Origin of the sequence: Morganella morganii (assembly GCF_019242955.1) — a bacterium.
GTDB lineage: Bacteria > Pseudomonadota > Gammaproteobacteria > Enterobacterales > Enterobacteriaceae > Morganella > Morganella sibonii.
Genome location: NZ_CP066129.1, coordinates 1,295,302 through 1,312,053, shown reverse-complemented (window position 1 = coordinate 1,312,053; position 16,752 = coordinate 1,295,302). Strand labels below are relative to the sequence as shown.

Genomic DNA, 16,752 nt, shown 5'->3' with positions numbered 1-16,752 from the left:
CTGTCTTATTAAAATAACTTAAACTAAAAGGCCCCTCTGTTTCGGGGCCTTTATTATAACTGGTCAGTTTTGGAGTAATCCTGTCATGTCAGTATTAGGTCGTATTCACTCATTTGAATCCTGCGGGACCGTTGATGGTCCGGGTATTCGTTTTATCGTCTTTTTCCAGGGCTGTCTGATGCGTTGCCTGTATTGCCATAACCGCGATACATGGGATCTGCATGACGGTCAGGAAGTCACTGTCGACGAGTTAATGAAAGAAGCGGTCACTTACCGTCACTTTATGAATGCATCCGGCGGTGGTGTGACAGCATCCGGTGGTGAAGCGATACTGCAGGCTGAGTTCGTGCGTGACTGGTTCCGTGAATGTAAAAAAGAAGGTATTCACACCTGCCTGGATACCAATGGTTTTGTCCGTCGTTATGACCCGGTCATCGATGAGCTGATGGAAGTGACGGATTTGGTTATGCTGGATTTAAAACAACTCGATGACAGCATCCACCAGAATTTAGTCGGTGTGTCCAATCACCGTACATTACAGTTTGCCCGTTATCTCGCTGAACGGAATCAGAAAACCTGGGTACGCTATGTTGTCGTGCCGGGCTGGTCTGATGATGAGCATTCCGCCCACCTTCTCGGTGATTTCACCAAAGATATGAAGAATATCGAGAAAATTGAACTGCTGCCTTATCATGAGTTAGGAAAGCATAAGTGGACGGCAATGAATGAAGAATACAAACTTGATGGTGTTAAGCCGCCGTCAAAAGAGACCATGGAAAAAGTGAAATCCATCCTGGAAAGCTATGGTCATAAAGTGATGTATTAAGTTATTTCACTGTTATTGCTGACAGCACACCCAGGTGTGCTGTTTTTGTTTGCGCCGCCGGAAACCGGGTTCACTCTGCTTCACTGAATATTGTTTTCAGCAGCTCAGGATTATTCAGTGTGAAAAGATGCAAACGTCCTGATTCTGATAATGCAGAGCGGATAAAGAAACGGGTTAACGCAACGCCCTCGTCAGCCACTGAGTGAAGCGACGGGTCAGAAATCACGTTTCTGATCCATGACGGATAACCGATGCCGTTTGCTTTTGTGAACTTTTCAATAAAGCTGAAATTAGCCAGCGGAAAGAGCGACGGAACGATCCGGATATCATGACCGGCGGTCTGTTTAAGATGAGAAATGGCATCACTGTTCAGACAAAACTGGCAAATAAACTCCCGGATACCAAACCCGGCTTTTTCCTTAATCCAATACCGCTCTTCTGCCGGTGATACCGTTTCTTTATGAAAGTCCGGATAAATCGCCGCTCTTATTTCCGCCTCTCTGAAATTCTCACGGCAATACCGTATCAGGTCAATTGCATAGTTAAATGATTTTTCCGCACCGGGAATATGTTTATCCCCCCTGATAAGAAAGAAACTGCTTATCCCCGCATTTATATATCTGCTGAGAATACAGTCAAGCTCACACTCATCTTTATTATTTATCGCAATATGCGGAATGATTTTTTTGCCTGTATATTGTTTCAGTACCATACAGGTATCAAATGTCGCCGCCTGAGGCATCATACCAATTTCTGTATTTACCGTATAAAATAACGGATTAAGTGTCTCTGTAAATTCAATTAATGATTTTAATAATTCAACTCTATTATTATTTTCTGAAACAGCATTAATTTCAAAACTTATTCCATTCATCATTTCGCGATTGTCCCTTTCTGTAAAAATACCGTAAAACAAAAATATATTCTGTCACCCCGCCTGGTTGTAACCATTTCTTACATATTTTCTGCCGGTTTTCCACCCTTCTTTTTTAAACCACGTTATTTCCCGTAATGCTATCTGAAGAGTGAATGGTCTTTTTTCCGAAAACTTCACTGTTGCAGCAGCTCTCCTGAACAACTCGTTTATCCTTTGTTTCAGTTATCAGACAACACCAAGGACTGAAAACAAACAATAAATCAGAGTTTAAATCTGATAAATGTCGTAATTTTAGTTTATTAATTCACAAGACGCATCATTTCACAGTACCCGGGGTAATTTAATCCGCAATCTAAACAAAAACTAAAGCACATCGCCGCTCAAATAGATCTGATCAATAAAGCTCAATACAATTATTACGAGTTAAACGAAAGGCATGATATGCACATCGTGACACCTTAATTAAATAACCGACTGATAATCAAATTTACTTTAAATACTACCGAGGTTTTCAATGAGCGTTAAAAAAAACTCTGTTAATTGCATCTGTCGTTGCAACTTCATTTTCCGGTAATGTCTTTGCCGCAGAGAATGTCAATACAACCGGTATGATCCACTTTAAAGGCCAGTTTATTGATTCCACCTGCCAGGTGGAAACCAATAATGAGAATAAAACCGAAGGCACTGTGCAGTTAGGTACCTGGATGACGCAGGCATTCTCAAAGAGCGGTGAAAAAACAGAGGCCACCCCGTTCACTATCGGTCTGAGCGGATGCCCGGCAACCCTGGGTAAAGCCCGCGTTACGTTTGGCGGCACAGAGCATGCAGATAATGCCGACCTGTATAAAGTCGATAACGCAACCGGCGTCGGCATCGGTATTACCGGCAGTGCCACCAGCGAAACCTTTTACCGCCCGAACACCGAAGCCGACGGTATTACGCTGGGTAAAGATAACAGAGGCCAGAAAACCTATTACGCCCGTTATATGACAACCGCAGATACAGTAACACCCGGCACCGCAAATGCTGATGTTACCGTTACCGTCCAGTACAACCAGTAATTACTTTTGAAGGGGGCGCCTGCTCCCTCTTTTTACCGGAGTTCATTATGAAAAAATCACTGATTACGTTATTTCTTCTGAGCACCGCAGTTTCTGCGGCTAATGCAAGCGTTGTTCTGGGCGGAACCCGCGTTATTTATGAAGGTAATAAAAAAGAAGCCTCCATTACCGTCAGAAACGATGAAAAAACACCCTATCTTGTTCAGTCATGGATAAATAACTTCGATGATAATAATACGGCTAAACCACCTTTTTCCGTGACACCGCCGCTGTTCAGAATTGAGCCGGAATCAGCGAATGCCGTACGGGTTGTATTAACGTCACCGGGACTTCCGGAAGACAGAGAATCTGTTTACTGGCTGAATGTAAAATCTATTCCGCCGTCAGATCCTGCGGCGACAAATAATCTGACTATTTCAGTCAATAACAAAATAAAGCTGATTTACCGCCCGGCCGGATTACCGTCCGCAGATGCGGCAACTGCCTATACACAGCTGCATTTTGAAAAGAAAGGCAATGTATTACAGGCCACAAACCCGACACCTTATTATGTGTCATTTGGTGAATTAAAAGCCGGCAATCAGGAAATTGAGCATTCCGGAATGGTACCGCCGAAAGGAACCGCATCATGGAATATAAATGGTATTCAGGTAAACAGTGTGACCTGGAATGCCGTTAATGATTACGGGTCAATAACAGAAAATAAAACTCAGTCATTAAATTAATCGCCGGATAGTTATTTATTATTCATCACGCCACAGAGATTAAAACAATGAAGTTCACCTGTGAAATGCCTTATCGGAATGCTGATAATGCCGGATACCGTTTTCGGTTAAACAGAATTGCTGTTACCGTTACCGCGCTGGTTTTCAGTGCCGGCAGCAGTATTTCTTTTGCCGGAGACTATTTCAGCGTTAATTCACTCAGCATGACTGAAGGGCAGAATATCGCAGATCTTCAGAGTCTGGATCAATTTGCGGCACCGGGCGGACAATTGCCGGGCGATTATCATGTGGATATTATTGTTAACGGTGTTGTTACTGATGCCCGCACAATTACCTTTACCAAAAATAGCAACAACAATGGCCTGACACCGGTTCTGACCAAAGCCGATCTGGCATTATGGGGCATTAATACTGAGGCTCTCCCTGAGCTGGCCGCACTGCCGCCGGAGCAGGAAATCACCGCTGTCAGCCGCTATATTCCGGATGCATCGGTTACACCGGAAATTAACCATCAGCGTCTGCTGATCTCTGTTCCGCAGATAGCTATGAATAATACCGTTGCCGGTGGTATTCCCGAAGCACAATGGGAAAACGGGGTCACCGCATTTATCCTGAATTACTATTACAGCGGTTCAAATAATCACAATAACCATACTCCGGATACCGATGCCCATTATCTTAATTTACGCAGCGGCCTGAATCTCGGGGCATGGCGCATAAACAATTATTCAGCGTATTCAGTCAGCGCCGGTGAAAAGAAATGGCAGAATATTGATACCAGCCTGGAACGTGGTATCAACTTCATAAAATCACGGCTGATTATCGGCGATTCATCCACCCCCGGCGATATTTTTGACGGCTTTCAGTTCCGCGGATTACAACTGCAAAGTGATGAATCCATGATGCCCGATGCCATGAAAGGCTTTGCCCCCGTGATTCGTGGTATTGCTCAGTCAAATGCAGAAGTGACCGTCAGACAGAACGGTTATGTTATCTATCAGACGTATGTTGCACCGGGTGCATTTGAAATAAACGATCTCCACCCGACAGGTACCAACGGTGATTTAACCCTGGTTATCAAAGAAGCTGACGGTACAGAACGTACCAGTATCGTACCTTTCTCGTCCGTTGCCATTATGCAGCGTGAGGGACAGTTACGTTATTCCCTGACCGGCGGTAAATTCAGAGCTGCGGGTGACGGCAAAGAGCCGGATTTTTTTCAGGGTACCCTGATTTATGGCCTGCCGAAAGGCGTCACCGCCTATACCGGCACAATTCTGGCGGATAACTATCAGTCCCTAGCTGCCGGAGCGGGTATCAATATGGGGAATTTCGGGGCGTTTTCCGCCGATGTCACCCATGCCGGCACCCGTCAGTTACGCGGCAGTGAATCCCGTGACAGCGGCCGCTCTTACCGTGTTCAGTATTCAAAGAATATGATGACCACAGGCACATCCGTTACCCTGGCAAATTACCGCTATTCCACAGACGGTTACTATTCCTTTGAAGAGGCCAATAAGAACCGCGCAGAGCTGTACCGTGACAGTAAAAAGAACCGCTTACAGGTAACAATCAGCCAGTCGCTGGATGAATACGGCAGCGTTTACCTGAGTGCCTATCAGCAGGATTACCGGAATCGTGCCGGTAAAGAGCGTTCTGCCGGTGCCGGATACAACAACAGCTATGAGGGGATCAGTTATAACCTCAGCTACAGCTATTCAGATAATGCTTATCAGCATAAAGCAGATAACCAATTTTCATTTTCCGTGAGTATTCCGTTAACTACGGCAGCAGGCAGCAATGCCAGCTTTAATACCTCGGTAACAACAGATAACAGCGGACGCAGCGATATGATGGCAGGTATCAGCGGCAACTTATCCGGCGATAACCGTTTCAGTTATTCCATACAGCAATCCTATGCCAATAAAGGTACCGGCGCGGGCGGTAATGCCTCAGCCTCTTACCGGGGCAGTTACGGTGTCGCCAATGCCGGGTACAGCTATGACAAAAACTCACAGCGTCTGAATTACGGCTTAACCGGAGCAGTTATCGCTCATCCTTACGGCGTCACATTATCACAGCCGGTCTATGACGCATTTGCCATCGTCCGTGCACCGGGTGCGGAAAATGTCGCCGTGACCAACCGCAGCGGTGTATCTACTGACCGGCGCGGCTATGCGATCGTACCTTACCTGAATGCCTATACAAAAAATGAAATCGCCCTGGATGTCAGCAGTCTGCCGGCCAATGTGGAACTGAAATCAAACACTGTCAGTGTTGTGCCGACCAAAGGTGCTGCCGTCGTAATCAATTATCAGACACATGTGGGCTACCGCATCCTCTTTACGGTCACCAAAGACGGTTCTCCTGTGCCGTTTGGTGCCGTTGCATCGTCAGAGCAGAATGACGGCAACGACAACAGCACCGGTATTGCTGATGAGAACGGTGATGTCTACCTCAGCGGTATGCCGGAAAAAGGCCGGATAAATATTCAGTGGGGCAACAGCCCGGACAAACAGTGCCGTGCCGCCTATCAGCTGACCCAATCACAGACTGAGCAGCATCTGCCGGTTGTCCCTGTTACCTGTCATTGAGAGATATAACGATGAACTATACAAAATACTTATTTTCCGGTCTGTGTGCAGGGTTGCTTTCCTTTCAGGCTGGTGCCTATTACGACATTGCTCATATGGTCAGTGTCACCATTGACAGCCCCGCACAACAACAGCCCGTCGGAACAATGCTCGGTAACTGGCAGGATTTAAGTTCATCAATAAATTGTGATTCGGGCATAGCGCCGGATACTTACCGCTTCAGCAATAACGGCTATACCACAACCGGCGTGACACTGTCTGACGACGGAAAACGCTATCCGGTGTTTAAGACATACCTTGAAGGTGTCGGCGTGGCACTCGCTGTACGTGAAAAAGGCACATCAGCCTGGCATCCTGTCACTGAAAACCAGACAAGCGTTTCACTGAATAAATCAGACAGTAATATAGTATTTGAAGTAAAAGGCATTTATGTGAAGACCCAAAAAACATTAGTGCCGACAAAAGTTTCACAGGAGGTCAGTCTGGTGAAGATCTCCTGTATGTTTTACAACTCATCCGTAAGCATGCCGATAGAATTATCCGTACGCAGTAACGGAGCCACACAGAAAGCAGAAACCTGTAATGTCACCAATAAAACCCAGTCGGTTGATCTCGGTACTCATGAGCTGACGGCGGTCAGAAAATTAAAAGTGGGTCAGAATTTTGGCCATGCCCGTGCCGGGCTTACCGTGAAATGTGACGCGGGGATGAATGTCTATTTTACACTCGGTGATCACCTGCATTCCGGAAACATCAATACTGATACCCTCTTTCTTGAAAATCACAATACCAATCCGGGATTTGCGGTACAGATATTCGAACCGGAAAAATCAGAGCCCTATAAATTAGGTGGTGATAAAAAAACCGGTTCGGCACATCAGTATCCCTTTTATAAAACCGGCAACAGTACCTCAGAGACCATCACAAAATATCTGGATTTTAAATATGTAAAATTATCGGAAGATGTCAAAGCCACTGAAGGGAATGCGCAGGCAACAATTACTCTTATCTATAAATAACAGGTAAAAATAATGAAAATAATACGCTCTGTTTTTTTATACCTGCTGTTTTTATCGTCATATTCCGCGGCGGATACGAATGTAAAAGTGAATTACAGCGGTTCCATTAAAATACCGGCATGTGATATTACAACCCATAATACCAATGTTGAGCTGGGAACGTGGTTATTAACCGGTAACGGCAGTAATTTTCCCGCCGGCAGCACCACTGACTGGACTGAATTTGAACTTATTTTTAACTGCCACAGCAGTATGAGCCGGATCGCCGGTTCACTTCAGGGAAGCGCGGCGTCAGATAACAGATTATTTGAATTGGATAAGATCACCGGTGCAGCCACCGGCATGGCAATCCAGATTGAGTATTTTTCCGTACAAACTAACCGCTGGGAGCCGGCTGACGCCAATAAAATCAATCAGTTTCTTGCCATGAAACAGACTCAGGCCGGGACAAACAATCTGAAATTCCGGGCCCGTTATAAGCAGTTGGCCGCAAAGGCCACGACCGGAAAAGCAAATGCATCCGTGACATTCGTTGTGGAAAATAAATAAGGAATGAGTGATGTCAGCAATAATTAAACAATCAGCCTGTCTTTTTGCGGTTCTGTGTCTGTCTTTCAATGCCGCAGCTTATGACGCAATTTATAAGATCTCAGGTCGTATTCAGCCCGGCACCTGCACGCTGCTATCCTCTTCCGTCGTTAATGTGAAGCTGAATGATGTTTATCTGAGTAATACCGGACTGGGAAGCAAACCGGATTCAGTCAGTGATAAGGTTGACTGGAATATTGTTCTGGAATGCCCGTCAGATATTCCTGTGATAATTAATCCGGCCGGTACCACGGTATCCGGAAAAAGCAACTTACTGGCGATTGCTCCGGCAGCAGATGCCGCATCAGGAGTCGGTATTGAAACGGAATATAAAGCGGCTGACGGCGTATGGCGGGTATTAGAACTGAATAAAACAAACACGATTGTCAGCACAGTGAAGAATGACGGTATCCTGACCTTAAATTTCAGAGGGTATTATCGCCAGACTGCCGCCGAAATTGCGCCCGGAACGGCAAATGCGACATTAGATCTGAATATTGTTTATAAATAATCACAGAGTGATACCGGACACAGAAAATAAAGTCAGATAATGATCTTATTTATGTAGGTTTCCGGTTATTTTTTGACACTTTTTTCCTGCCAGTTTTTTATCCTGAACGTTTTGATCACAATGGATAATTAACACATGTTCAGAATCACAGGCTCACCTTCCTTATCCGCATCTGTCAGTACGCCGGATATACCATCTCCCCGGCCTTCCGGTACCACAGCCGCATTCCCCGGGCTGATAACAGAACGGCAGGCTGTTATTTCTCAGACCGGCATTGCCACAGAACATCTTGCCCCGCTTCAGGCATTAGCTGAAGAACAGCAACTGGTGATCAGCTTCCGTCCGGTCGAGACAACCGCAACCGGTCTTATCAGTGCCGGTTATCCGACAAAGAATTTTACTATCAAGGGGAAAAGCGCCAACTGGGGACCAATGGCCGGATTTATTCCGGTTAATCAGTTTTACAGCAAACTATGCGGTGAGAAACATAAAACTGAACTGATGGACAAAAAGGTTGCAGAATGCCTGCGGGATGGTCACGCCAGCGAAAATATTCTGCAAATAACCGATTCACGTATTAACGAACTGGTTCATATGGGATTACTTACCCGCCATCAGCCGGATAAAAACGGATTTATCACGCTCGAAGCTAAGTCGCCTCATGGTCACCCGCATCTGTTCACAGCCAAACCGGCCGCAGATGATACCTATGCCATTTATGTACAGAAAGATGATACACAAGTACGTGTTCTCTGTTCCCCGCAGCTAAATAAACCACTGACGGCCGACTATGACCTGATGATTGTTGCACCCCGCACTGAAGATTTCGGCAGTCTGGACATTCCGCATAACCCGGATGTCAGCGCAGACGCATTTGCGAAAAAACGATCTTATCTGTTGCGCCGCGGGTCGACAAAAGAGATTATCCACCAAGAATTACTGGAGAGAGAAGATCCCCGCCTCGGTAATAACACACCGAGAATCGCCGCTCTGATCCCGCTGATTAATTCGGCTTTATTTTGTGAGGACGGCAGAGAAGTCGTACATCACAGTATGGATGCCACTAACCCTTTTTCCGAGATGAGTGCTAATTTCCCTGTTACCTTTTTCCTGCCGGAGCCACTGGGCGAGTTACCGCAAATACTGCTGGCAGAAGATATTAATGGCCTGCGGACCGTGATCCGAACGCTTGAACATAGTGGTTTTATGGTACCGCATAACCCGCAGTGGGGTAATGAGATCCCGTCATTGCGCCGGGAAAGCTTTGAAGCTGCCAGAAAGGTGTTTAATACATTGTGATTGTTTGCCGGCATAAAAAATCCCGCTGGTTTTCACCGGCGGGATTTTTATCAGATCAGTGACAACTCACCGGCCATCAGCCGATATGTGTCAGACCTCTCATATACGGACGTAATACTTCCGGAATTTCGATACGGCCATCAGCCTGCTGATAGTTTTCCATGATAGCCACCAGGGTACGGCCTACAGCCAGACCGGAGCCGTTCAGAGTATGAACCAGCTGTGGTTTTTTATCATCTTTACCGCGGAAGCGTGCCTGCATACGACGCGCCTGGAAATCCCAGCAGTTAGAGCAGGATGAGATTTCACGGTAAGTGTTCTGCGCCGGAACCCAGACTTCGAGGTCATAGGTTTTACGGGAACCGAAGCCCATATCACCGGTGCACAGCAGCACTTTACGGTATGGCAGGTTCAGCAGCTGTAAGACTTTCTCGGCGTGACCGGTCAGTTCTTCCAGGGCTTCCATGGATTTTTCCGGATGAACAATCTGAACCAGCTCAACTTTATCAAACTGGTGCATACGGATCAGACCACGGGTATCACGGCCATAAGAACCGGCTTCGGAGCGGAAGCACGGGGTATGTGCAGTCATACGCAGCGGCAAATCAGCCTCATCCAGGATCTCGTCACGGACCAGGTTGGTGACAGGCACTTCTGCTGTCGGGATCAGCGCATAGCTGCTGGTTTCCGCTTCTTCTTCCAGTGGTTTGGTATGGAACAGATCACCGGCAAATTTCGGTAACTGCCCCGTGCCATACAGCGTATCCTGATTGACCAGATACGGAACATAAATTTCCTGATAACCGTGCTGTTCCGTGTGCAGATCCAGCATGAACTGTGCGATAGCGCGATGCAGGCGGGCAATCTGGCCTTTCATCACAACAAAACGCGCACCGGTCAGTTTGACGGCAGCCGGGAAATCCAGACCATCGGTCATTTCACCCAGTGAAACGTGATCGCGCACTTCGAAATCATACTGCTTAGGTGTACCCCAGCGGCTGACTTCAGGGTTATCGCTGTCATCTTTACCAAACGGCACTTCGTCTGCCGGCAGGTTAGGAATATTCAGAGCAATGGTGCGTAACTCAGCCTGCACTTCATCCAGCGCAGATTTGGCAGCATCCAGTTTATCCCCTAACAGATTCACTTCACTGCGCACTGCTTCAATGTCTTCACCGCGGGCTTTCGCTTCACCAATGGACTTCGATCGGGAGTTGCGTTCAGCCTGCAGAGTTTCAGTTTCAACTTGTAAAACCTTGCGGCGCTCTTCGAGAGTGCGCAGCGTGTCCACATCCAGGGTAAAACCCCTGCGAGCCAGTTTTTCGGCAACCGCGTCCAGCTCATTACGCAGTAAATTTGGATCGAGCATGCTATTCCTGTGCTTGTTGTTATAACGTGAGTGTCAGTAACGGAGATGCAACCGGCGAAAAGTGTTTTCCTGCTTTCCGGCAGTGCGGCTGTTATTAACGCAACTGTGAAACGCCTTAATCCGCCCGGAAACCCGCACTGTATGCAGGATGAACATTCTGAGTGTTTTAAGCCATTTACCTATTCTTACATTTCACACCTTACCGCAACAGCGGCATTAACGGTAGCGTTTTATCGGGCTATTTTGATCCTGCTCAGCAAGCCAGGCGAGTTTCTCGCCGATTTTGCCTTCCATTCCCCGGTTTGCCGGAAAATAGTAGCGGGTATCACGCATTTCAGGCGGAAAATAGACTTCTCCGGCGGCATACGCGTTCGTTTCATCATGCGCGTAACGGTACTCTTTGCCGAGCCCCATTTCTTTCATCAGTTTGGTCGGCGCATTGCGCAGATGTTCCGGCACATCGTAATCCCGCCCTTCTTTTGCGTCACGCATGGCGGCTTTGAATGCGGTATAAACGGCGTTGCTTTTCGGTGCGCAGGCAAGATAAACAATCGCCTGGGCTATCGCCCGTTCACCTTCTGCCGGTCCCACGCGGGTAAAGCAGTCCCAGGCCGAAATCGCGACCTGCATAGCGCGCGGATCGGCATTACCGACATCTTCCGATGCTATCGCCAGCAGACGGCGGGCAACATAGAGCGGATCACCGCCTGCGGTGATAATCCGGGCGTACCAGTAAAGTGCCGCATCCGGTGCCGAGCCGCGCACTGATTTGTGCAGCGCGGAGATCAGGTCGTAGTAGCGGTCGCCTTTGTTATCAAAACGGGCACTGCGCTCACCGCTGACTTCTTTCAGCAGTTCAGTGGTCAGCACACGTTTGCCGTCAGCCCCGGTTTCGGCCATATCCGCCATCATTTCCAGCACATTCAGCGAACGGCGGGCGTCACCGGCGACCAGTTCAGCCAGCAGTTTGCGGGTTTCATCCGGCAGGACGATATTTTGTCCGCCCAGGCCGCGTTCAGTATCATTCAGCGCCTGAATCAGAACCGCTTCGATATCTTCCGGAGACAGAGATTTAAGCAGATAAACACGGGCGCGGGATAACAGTGCGGAGTTGAGCTCAAACGACGGATTTTCGGTGGTGGCACCGATAAAGGTAACCGTACCGTCCTCAATATGCGGCAGAAACGCGTCCTGCTGACTTTTATTGAAGCGGTGCACCTCATCAACAAACAGAATGGTACGGCGCCCCAGATTACGGTTCTGACGCGCCCGTTCGATAGCTTCGCGGATCTCTTTGACCCCGGAAGTCACCGCTGACAGGCGTTCAATATCCGCATCCGCATAGTGACCAATCACTTCCGCCAGGGTGGTTTTTCCGGTGCCGGGCGGTCCCCACAGGATCATGGAGTGGAGCTGTCCGGCGCGGATAGCCCGCGGCAGTGGTTTGCCCTCTGCCAGCAGGTGAGTTTGTCCGATGTACTGTTCCAGCGTCCCCGGCCGCATTCTGGCGGCCAGAGGCTGATAATCGTTTTGCGAGAAATCGAGAGAAAAGTTAGTCACTGACGCCTCATTGACGCTGATCGTCCAGCGTAACCCCCTTCGGCGGTGTAAAGGTGAATTTATTCATATTCACATCAGTACTCTGCTGACCTTTGAGCTGATAGCTGCTTTTCTGGCCATCCTGCTCAACGGCGGCAAACTGCTGAATAATACCGTCCGGAGTTACAGTGATAGTAAATAATTTCAGATTGCCGTTGTTGGTTTTCGGTTTCAGCTCAAAGCTGTCACCACGCTGACTCACCATGTACTGCTGCCAGTCTGCCGGATCATTGCGGGTGATCAGCATAAACGGCGTATTTTGTGTGGCATCTTTCAGCCAGGTGGCGGTGACCTGCTCAACAAACGGGTTATAGAACCACAGTGTTTTGCCGTCAGAAACCAGTACGCTTTCATCCGGGGCGCTCATCTGCCAGTTAAACAGGTTCGGGCGTTTTACCCATAAATCCCCTGTTCCTTCCTGAACCAGTGCGCCGTCAGCATCAGTGACGGTCTGCGCGAAATTCGCATGGAAGCTGTTCACTTTTCCCAGACGCGACTGAAGGTCACTGCGGGTATCTGCATGTGCTGCACTGACTGCGGCACCTGCCAGCAGGCAGGCTGTGATAAACACCTTTTTCATGTATGCATTCCTGATGATGCGTTCGGATAAATCAGACGCCGCCTTTTCAGGCAGCGGTGTCATTAAAAGTTATTTGAGGACGGTGCCAGGACTTCACGGTTGCCGTTATGGCCCGGTTCACTGACAATGCCCTGTTCTTCCATTTCTTCCACAATCCGTGCCGCCCGGTTATAACCGATCCGGAACTGACGCTGGACACCGGAAATGGACACCCGCTGTTTTTCTGTGACGAATTGTACCGCCTGATCGAACAGCGGATCCAGATCTTCCCCGCTGACAGAACTGCCGCCTTCGCCGTCCTCACCGCCACGGGTGATGTTATCGATATATTCCGGACGCCCGCGGGCTTTCCAGTCATTCACCACATCATGAACTTCCTGGTCACGGACAAATGCGCCGTGAACACGCAGCGGCGCATTAGCCCCCTGCGGCAGATAGAGCATATCCCCGTTCCCCAGCAGCGATTCCGCACCGCCCTGGTCGAGGATAGTCCGGGAGTCAATTTTACTGGATACAGTAAAGGCAATACGGGTCGGGATGTTGGCTTTAATCAGGCCGGTGATCACATCCACAGACGGACGCTGCGTCGCCAGTACCAGGTGGATACCTGCTGCACGAGCTTTCTGCGCCAGGCGGGCAATGTGTTCTTCCACTTTTTTACCGGCGGTCATCATCAGGTCAGCAAATTCATCCACCATGACCACGATATACGGCTCTTTTTTCAGAACCGGGTGCGTCATTTCCATGCTGTCTGTCGGTTTCCAGAACGGGTCCGGAATCGGCCGTCCCATGGATTCCGCCATCAGAATTTTTTCGTTATAACCCGCGAGGTTACGCACCCCGAGCGCTGACATCAGTTTATAGCGACGCTCCATTTCCGCCACACACCAGCCGAGAGCATTGGCGGCATCTTTCATGTCGGTTACCACCTGGGTCAGCAGGTGCGGAATACCTTCATAAACAGAGAGTTCCAGCATTTTCGGGTCGATCATGATAAAGCGGACGTCTTCCGGTTTCGCTTTATACAGAATACTGATAATCATGGCGTTTACGCCGACTGATTTACCGGAGCCCGTTGTACCGGCAACCAGCAGATGCGGCATCTTACCCAGATCCGCCACCACCGGCTGACCGGAGATATCTTTCCCCAGCACCACCGAGAGCGGTGACGGCGTGTCACGGAATTCGTCACAATCCAGCACTTCACGCAGATAGACGGTCTGACGTTTTTCGTTCGGCAGTTCCAGGCCCACATACGGCTTACCCGGAATCACTTCCACCACACGAACCGCAACAGTGGAGAGTGAACGCGCAAGGTCACGGGACAGGTTAGAAATACGCGAGGCTTTCACGCCCGGTGCCAGATCCAGTTCAAAACGGGTGATCACCGGCCCCGGTTCATAACCGACCACGCGGGCTTTGATACGGAAATCATTCAGACGCGCTTCGATCAGGCGTGCAGTCTGTTCCATAGCGAATTCATCCACCGGCTCAATGGTATCCGGCGGTGAGGCCAGTAAATCAAGAGACGGCATCGGCGTGGTGGATTTCGGCAGCGGCTGATCATTGCGGATCAGGAACGGATGGAACAGGCTCTCTTCCATCTGTTTTTGTAACTGTGTTTCCTGTGAACTGACCGGTGCCGGATTCTGCTGCGGTGCGGCAACAGGCTCAGCGCTCTGTACCGGCGTCTGTGGTGCCTGATAAACCGGAGCCGGTTCAGCAACAGGCGCGGTGACCGGTGTCGGGATAAACAGCGGCTCTGCCGGTTCCGGGTTGACCAGATCGTCCACCGGGGAGAATGCCTTCAGTTCGGCCAGGTCTGATAAAATCGCATCAGCCTGCCCGCTGTAACGTTGTTGCTGCATCTGCATAAACTGAGCCTGAAGGCGCTCAGATTCCTGCTCGTCTTCATCGTCTTCTGTTGTCACAGTGTGAACATCCGCCACCGGTGATACAGAGGCAAAAGAGTGATGATTAACCGGAGTCTGATAAGCGGACGACGCAGGGATAAAGGCAGAGGAGGTCCCTGCGGTGATTTCCGGTGCGCTCGCTGCCGGCTCTGCTGCCGGCGGCATATCCGCATCATCATCACCATAGCGGCTGCGCTGCTGCGTCATAAACTCATCACGCAGACGCGCCTGTAATAGGTCGTCTTCATCCGGCTCTGTCTGTGCTGCCGGTTGTTCCGGCTGATGCTGCTGCGCAAATTCATCCTGCTCACGGCGCAGACGCTCAAGTTCCGCATCACGCTGAGACGGAATACGGATGCCGTAAAGTTCACGCCGGGTCGGAAGACGCACCGGGTTCGGACGCGGCAGTTCAGGGCCCAGCCCCTGTTTGATCTGTGCCGCACCAAAAGCTGCCGCGGCGGCAGCCGCGGAACTCAGATGCGCGCTGCTGTTATCATCCAAATCCGCAGAATCGGGTAAACCGAACGTAAAGACCGGTTCAGTGCGGCCGCTTTCTGCATACGGGTTTTCCCATTGCGGCGGTGCCGGTTCAGGTTCAGGCTGAACATCCGGCACGTGAATCGGCGTATTCGGATCAAACGTTGTCCGGTAAGCGTCCGGAACATCAAAACGGTAGTGTTCAGCGTCATCCGCAGCAGACTCAGTGTGTTCCTGTCTTTCAGGTTCCGCTGTTGCCGGTTCCTGTGCGGGGATATGCTGTACTGCGGGCACCACCGGTTCATTCACGGTTTCCGGGAATGCAGAAACAGGGTGTTCCGGTGTCAGCAGCGGGTCTGTGCTTTCAGCGGGATCATCATAATGAGTCTGCTTAGCCAGTTCCGCCGCATTCGGCGCGGAAAACAACACATCATCCTCATCATCGTATTCACGGTACTGTGCGGTCTGAGTCTGTGCATCACTGTCAGGCGCAACGGCAGTCAGTGCCGCAGCGGCAGCCGCTGTTTGCGGTACGCTGCTGTGCGCTTTTTGCTCATCAGCGTCTTCGTCATCATCGTATTCGTCATCATCCTCATACTCACGGTCGTCGTAATATTGATCGTCATACTGGTCGTCATAACGGTCACGGGAATGATTGGTGAGGAAGGTAATCGGTGAAAGAACGGCCGCGCCGGTTTTCTCGGCGATAGTGATCCACGACCAGCCGGTCAGCAGCATCAGGCCAACCGCCCACAGACTGAGCAGCGCGAGTGTCGCACCGAGTGCATTAAACCACGGCATCAGTGCCGAACTGAATAAACTGCCTATCACCCCGCCCGCAGCAAAGTTCTGCATATCATCCACATTCAGGGAGGCGAGTGCACAGGATGAGAGGATAAGGGTCAGTCCCCCGATGATACGCATCGAGAGTGAGAAAAAGTCTACGTAATCTTTATTTTCATTACTGCGGAAGGCCGACCAGCACCCCAGAATCATCAGCGGGGGAACGGTGTAAGCCAGTATGCCAAAGGCGGAAAAAAGAATATCCGCAAACCAGGCACCGATACTGCCGGCCAGATTTTTCACCGGCTCATGCCAGTTTGTCTGGGACCAGCTCGGGTCTGACGGATTAAACGATAAAAGGGCAACCAGCAGAAAGACGGCGCACAACCCGATCACAATAAGGACGGCTTCCAGCAACCGGCGGCCGCTGCTGATTTTTCTGAATTTAATGTGTTTGTCTTCTGTATATTCCTGGCTCATCTCATTTCCTGACGCAACGTCCGGTTTTTCCTGTCAGTAAAACGGAACAAC

At 49.6% G+C, this 16,752-nt stretch carries 13 protein-coding genes; 8 read left to right on the top strand and 5 right to left on the bottom strand.

The window, feature by feature from the left end:
- Window positions 1-85: 85 nt before the first annotated feature.
- The gene (gene pflA, locus JC793_RS05985; protein ID WP_004235814.1) at window positions 86-826 is read left to right on the top strand and encodes a pyruvate formate lyase 1-activating protein; all 741 of its coding nucleotides are present in this window, start codon (window positions 86-88) and stop codon (window positions 824-826) included.
- A 70-nt stretch (window positions 827-896) separates the two neighbouring features.
- Here pflA and JC793_RS05980 read toward each other — a convergent pair whose 3' ends face one another.
- Entirely contained in the window at window positions 897-1,700 is an 804-nt protein-coding gene (locus JC793_RS05980; protein ID WP_243846982.1) for a methylenetetrahydrofolate reductase, read from the bottom strand.
- A gap of 611 nt (window positions 1,701-2,311) precedes the next feature.
- Here JC793_RS05980 and JC793_RS05975 point away from each other — a divergent pair.
- The 7 genes from JC793_RS05975 to JC793_RS05945 all read left to right on the top strand — a co-directional run bounded on the left by JC793_RS05975 (window position 2,312) and on the right by JC793_RS05945 (window position 9,500).
- Window positions 2,312-2,764 (top strand): fimbrial protein, encoded by a 453-nt coding sequence (locus tag JC793_RS05975; protein WP_218427809.1) that lies wholly within the window; start codon window positions 2,312-2,314, stop codon window positions 2,762-2,764.
- A gap of 47 nt (window positions 2,765-2,811) precedes the next feature.
- Entirely contained in the window at window positions 2,812-3,489 is a 678-nt protein-coding gene (locus JC793_RS05970) for a fimbrial biogenesis chaperone (RefSeq protein WP_166707324.1), read from the top strand.
- Between the two features lie 65 nt (window positions 3,490-3,554).
- On the top strand, window positions 3,555-6,083 hold the full coding sequence (locus tag JC793_RS05965) for a fimbria/pilus outer membrane usher protein (RefSeq protein ID WP_247717328.1): 2,529 nt from the start codon (window positions 3,555-3,557) through the stop codon (window positions 6,081-6,083).
- A gap of 11 nt (window positions 6,084-6,094) precedes the next feature.
- Window positions 6,095-7,102, top strand: a complete 1,008-nt coding sequence (locus JC793_RS05960) for a fimbrial protein (RefSeq protein ID WP_218427806.1) — start codon at window positions 6,095-6,097, stop codon at window positions 7,100-7,102.
- Window positions 7,103-7,114: 12 nt separating this feature from the next.
- Window positions 7,115-7,651: a fimbrial protein gene (locus JC793_RS05955; RefSeq protein ID WP_166707321.1), complete on the top strand. Its 537-nt coding sequence runs from the start codon at window positions 7,115-7,117 to the stop codon at window positions 7,649-7,651.
- Between the two features lie 10 nt (window positions 7,652-7,661).
- Window positions 7,662-8,201, top strand: coding sequence for a fimbrial protein (locus tag JC793_RS05950; RefSeq protein WP_218427804.1), 540 nt, complete (start codon window positions 7,662-7,664; stop codon window positions 8,199-8,201).
- A 135-nt stretch (window positions 8,202-8,336) separates the two neighbouring features.
- Entirely contained in the window at window positions 8,337-9,500 is a 1,164-nt protein-coding gene (locus tag JC793_RS05945; RefSeq protein WP_218427802.1) for a CyaA/EF/ExoY family adenylyl cyclase toxin, read from the top strand.
- A 76-nt stretch (window positions 9,501-9,576) separates the two neighbouring features.
- Here JC793_RS05945 and serS read toward each other — a convergent pair whose 3' ends face one another.
- The 4 genes from serS to JC793_RS05925 all read right to left on the bottom strand — a co-directional run bounded on the left by serS (window position 9,577) and on the right by JC793_RS05925 (window position 16,701).
- A complete protein-coding gene (gene serS / locus JC793_RS05940; RefSeq protein WP_166707318.1) occupies window positions 9,577-10,869 on the bottom strand; it encodes a serine--tRNA ligase in 1,293 nt (430 codons plus the stop codon).
- 216 nt (window positions 10,870-11,085) lie between these two features.
- On the bottom strand, window positions 11,086-12,429 hold the full coding sequence (locus JC793_RS05935) for a replication-associated recombination protein A (protein WP_107678217.1): 1,344 nt from the start codon (window positions 12,427-12,429) through the stop codon (window positions 11,086-11,088).
- Window positions 12,430-12,436: 7 nt separating this feature from the next.
- Window positions 12,437-13,048, bottom strand: a complete 612-nt coding sequence (gene lolA, locus JC793_RS05930; protein WP_046893830.1) for an outer membrane lipoprotein periplasmic chaperone LolA — start codon at window positions 13,046-13,048, stop codon at window positions 12,437-12,439.
- 62 nt (window positions 13,049-13,110) lie between these two features.
- Window positions 13,111-16,701 carry a DNA translocase FtsK 4TM domain-containing protein gene (locus JC793_RS05925; protein ID WP_218427801.1) on the bottom strand — a complete coding sequence of 1,197 codons (3,591 nt, stop codon included), beginning with the start codon at window positions 16,699-16,701 and terminating at the stop codon, window positions 13,111-13,113.
- Window positions 16,702-16,752 lie beyond the last annotated feature (51 nt).

Coding starts and splice junctions, on each gene's coding strand:
- JC793_RS05965 (WP_247717328.1), top strand. CDS start 3,555: ATGCCTTATCGGAATGCTGATAATGCCGGATACCGTTTTCGGTTAAAC.
- lolA (WP_046893830.1), bottom strand. CDS start 13,048: ATGAAAAAGGTGTTTATCACAGCCTGCCTGCTGGCAGGTGCCGCAGTC.
- pflA (WP_004235814.1), top strand. CDS start 86: ATGTCAGTATTAGGTCGTATTCACTCATTTGAATCCTGCGGGACCGTT.
- JC793_RS05945 (WP_218427802.1), top strand. CDS start 8,337: ATGTTCAGAATCACAGGCTCACCTTCCTTATCCGCATCTGTCAGTACG.
- JC793_RS05970 (WP_166707324.1), top strand. CDS start 2,812: ATGAAAAAATCACTGATTACGTTATTTCTTCTGAGCACCGCAGTTTCT.
- JC793_RS05975 (WP_218427809.1), top strand. CDS start 2,312: ATGATCCACTTTAAAGGCCAGTTTATTGATTCCACCTGCCAGGTGGAA.
- JC793_RS05955 (WP_166707321.1), top strand. CDS start 7,115: ATGAAAATAATACGCTCTGTTTTTTTATACCTGCTGTTTTTATCGTCA.
- JC793_RS05960 (WP_218427806.1), top strand. CDS start 6,095: ATGAACTATACAAAATACTTATTTTCCGGTCTGTGTGCAGGGTTGCTT.
- JC793_RS05980 (WP_243846982.1), bottom strand. CDS start 1,700: ATGAATGGAATAAGTTTTGAAATTAATGCTGTTTCAGAAAATAATAAT.
- serS (WP_166707318.1), bottom strand. CDS start 10,869: ATGCTCGATCCAAATTTACTGCGTAATGAGCTGGACGCGGTTGCCGAA.
- JC793_RS05950 (WP_218427804.1), top strand. CDS start 7,662: ATGTCAGCAATAATTAAACAATCAGCCTGTCTTTTTGCGGTTCTGTGT.
- JC793_RS05925 (WP_218427801.1), bottom strand. CDS start 16,701: ATGAGCCAGGAATATACAGAAGACAAACACATTAAATTCAGAAAAATC.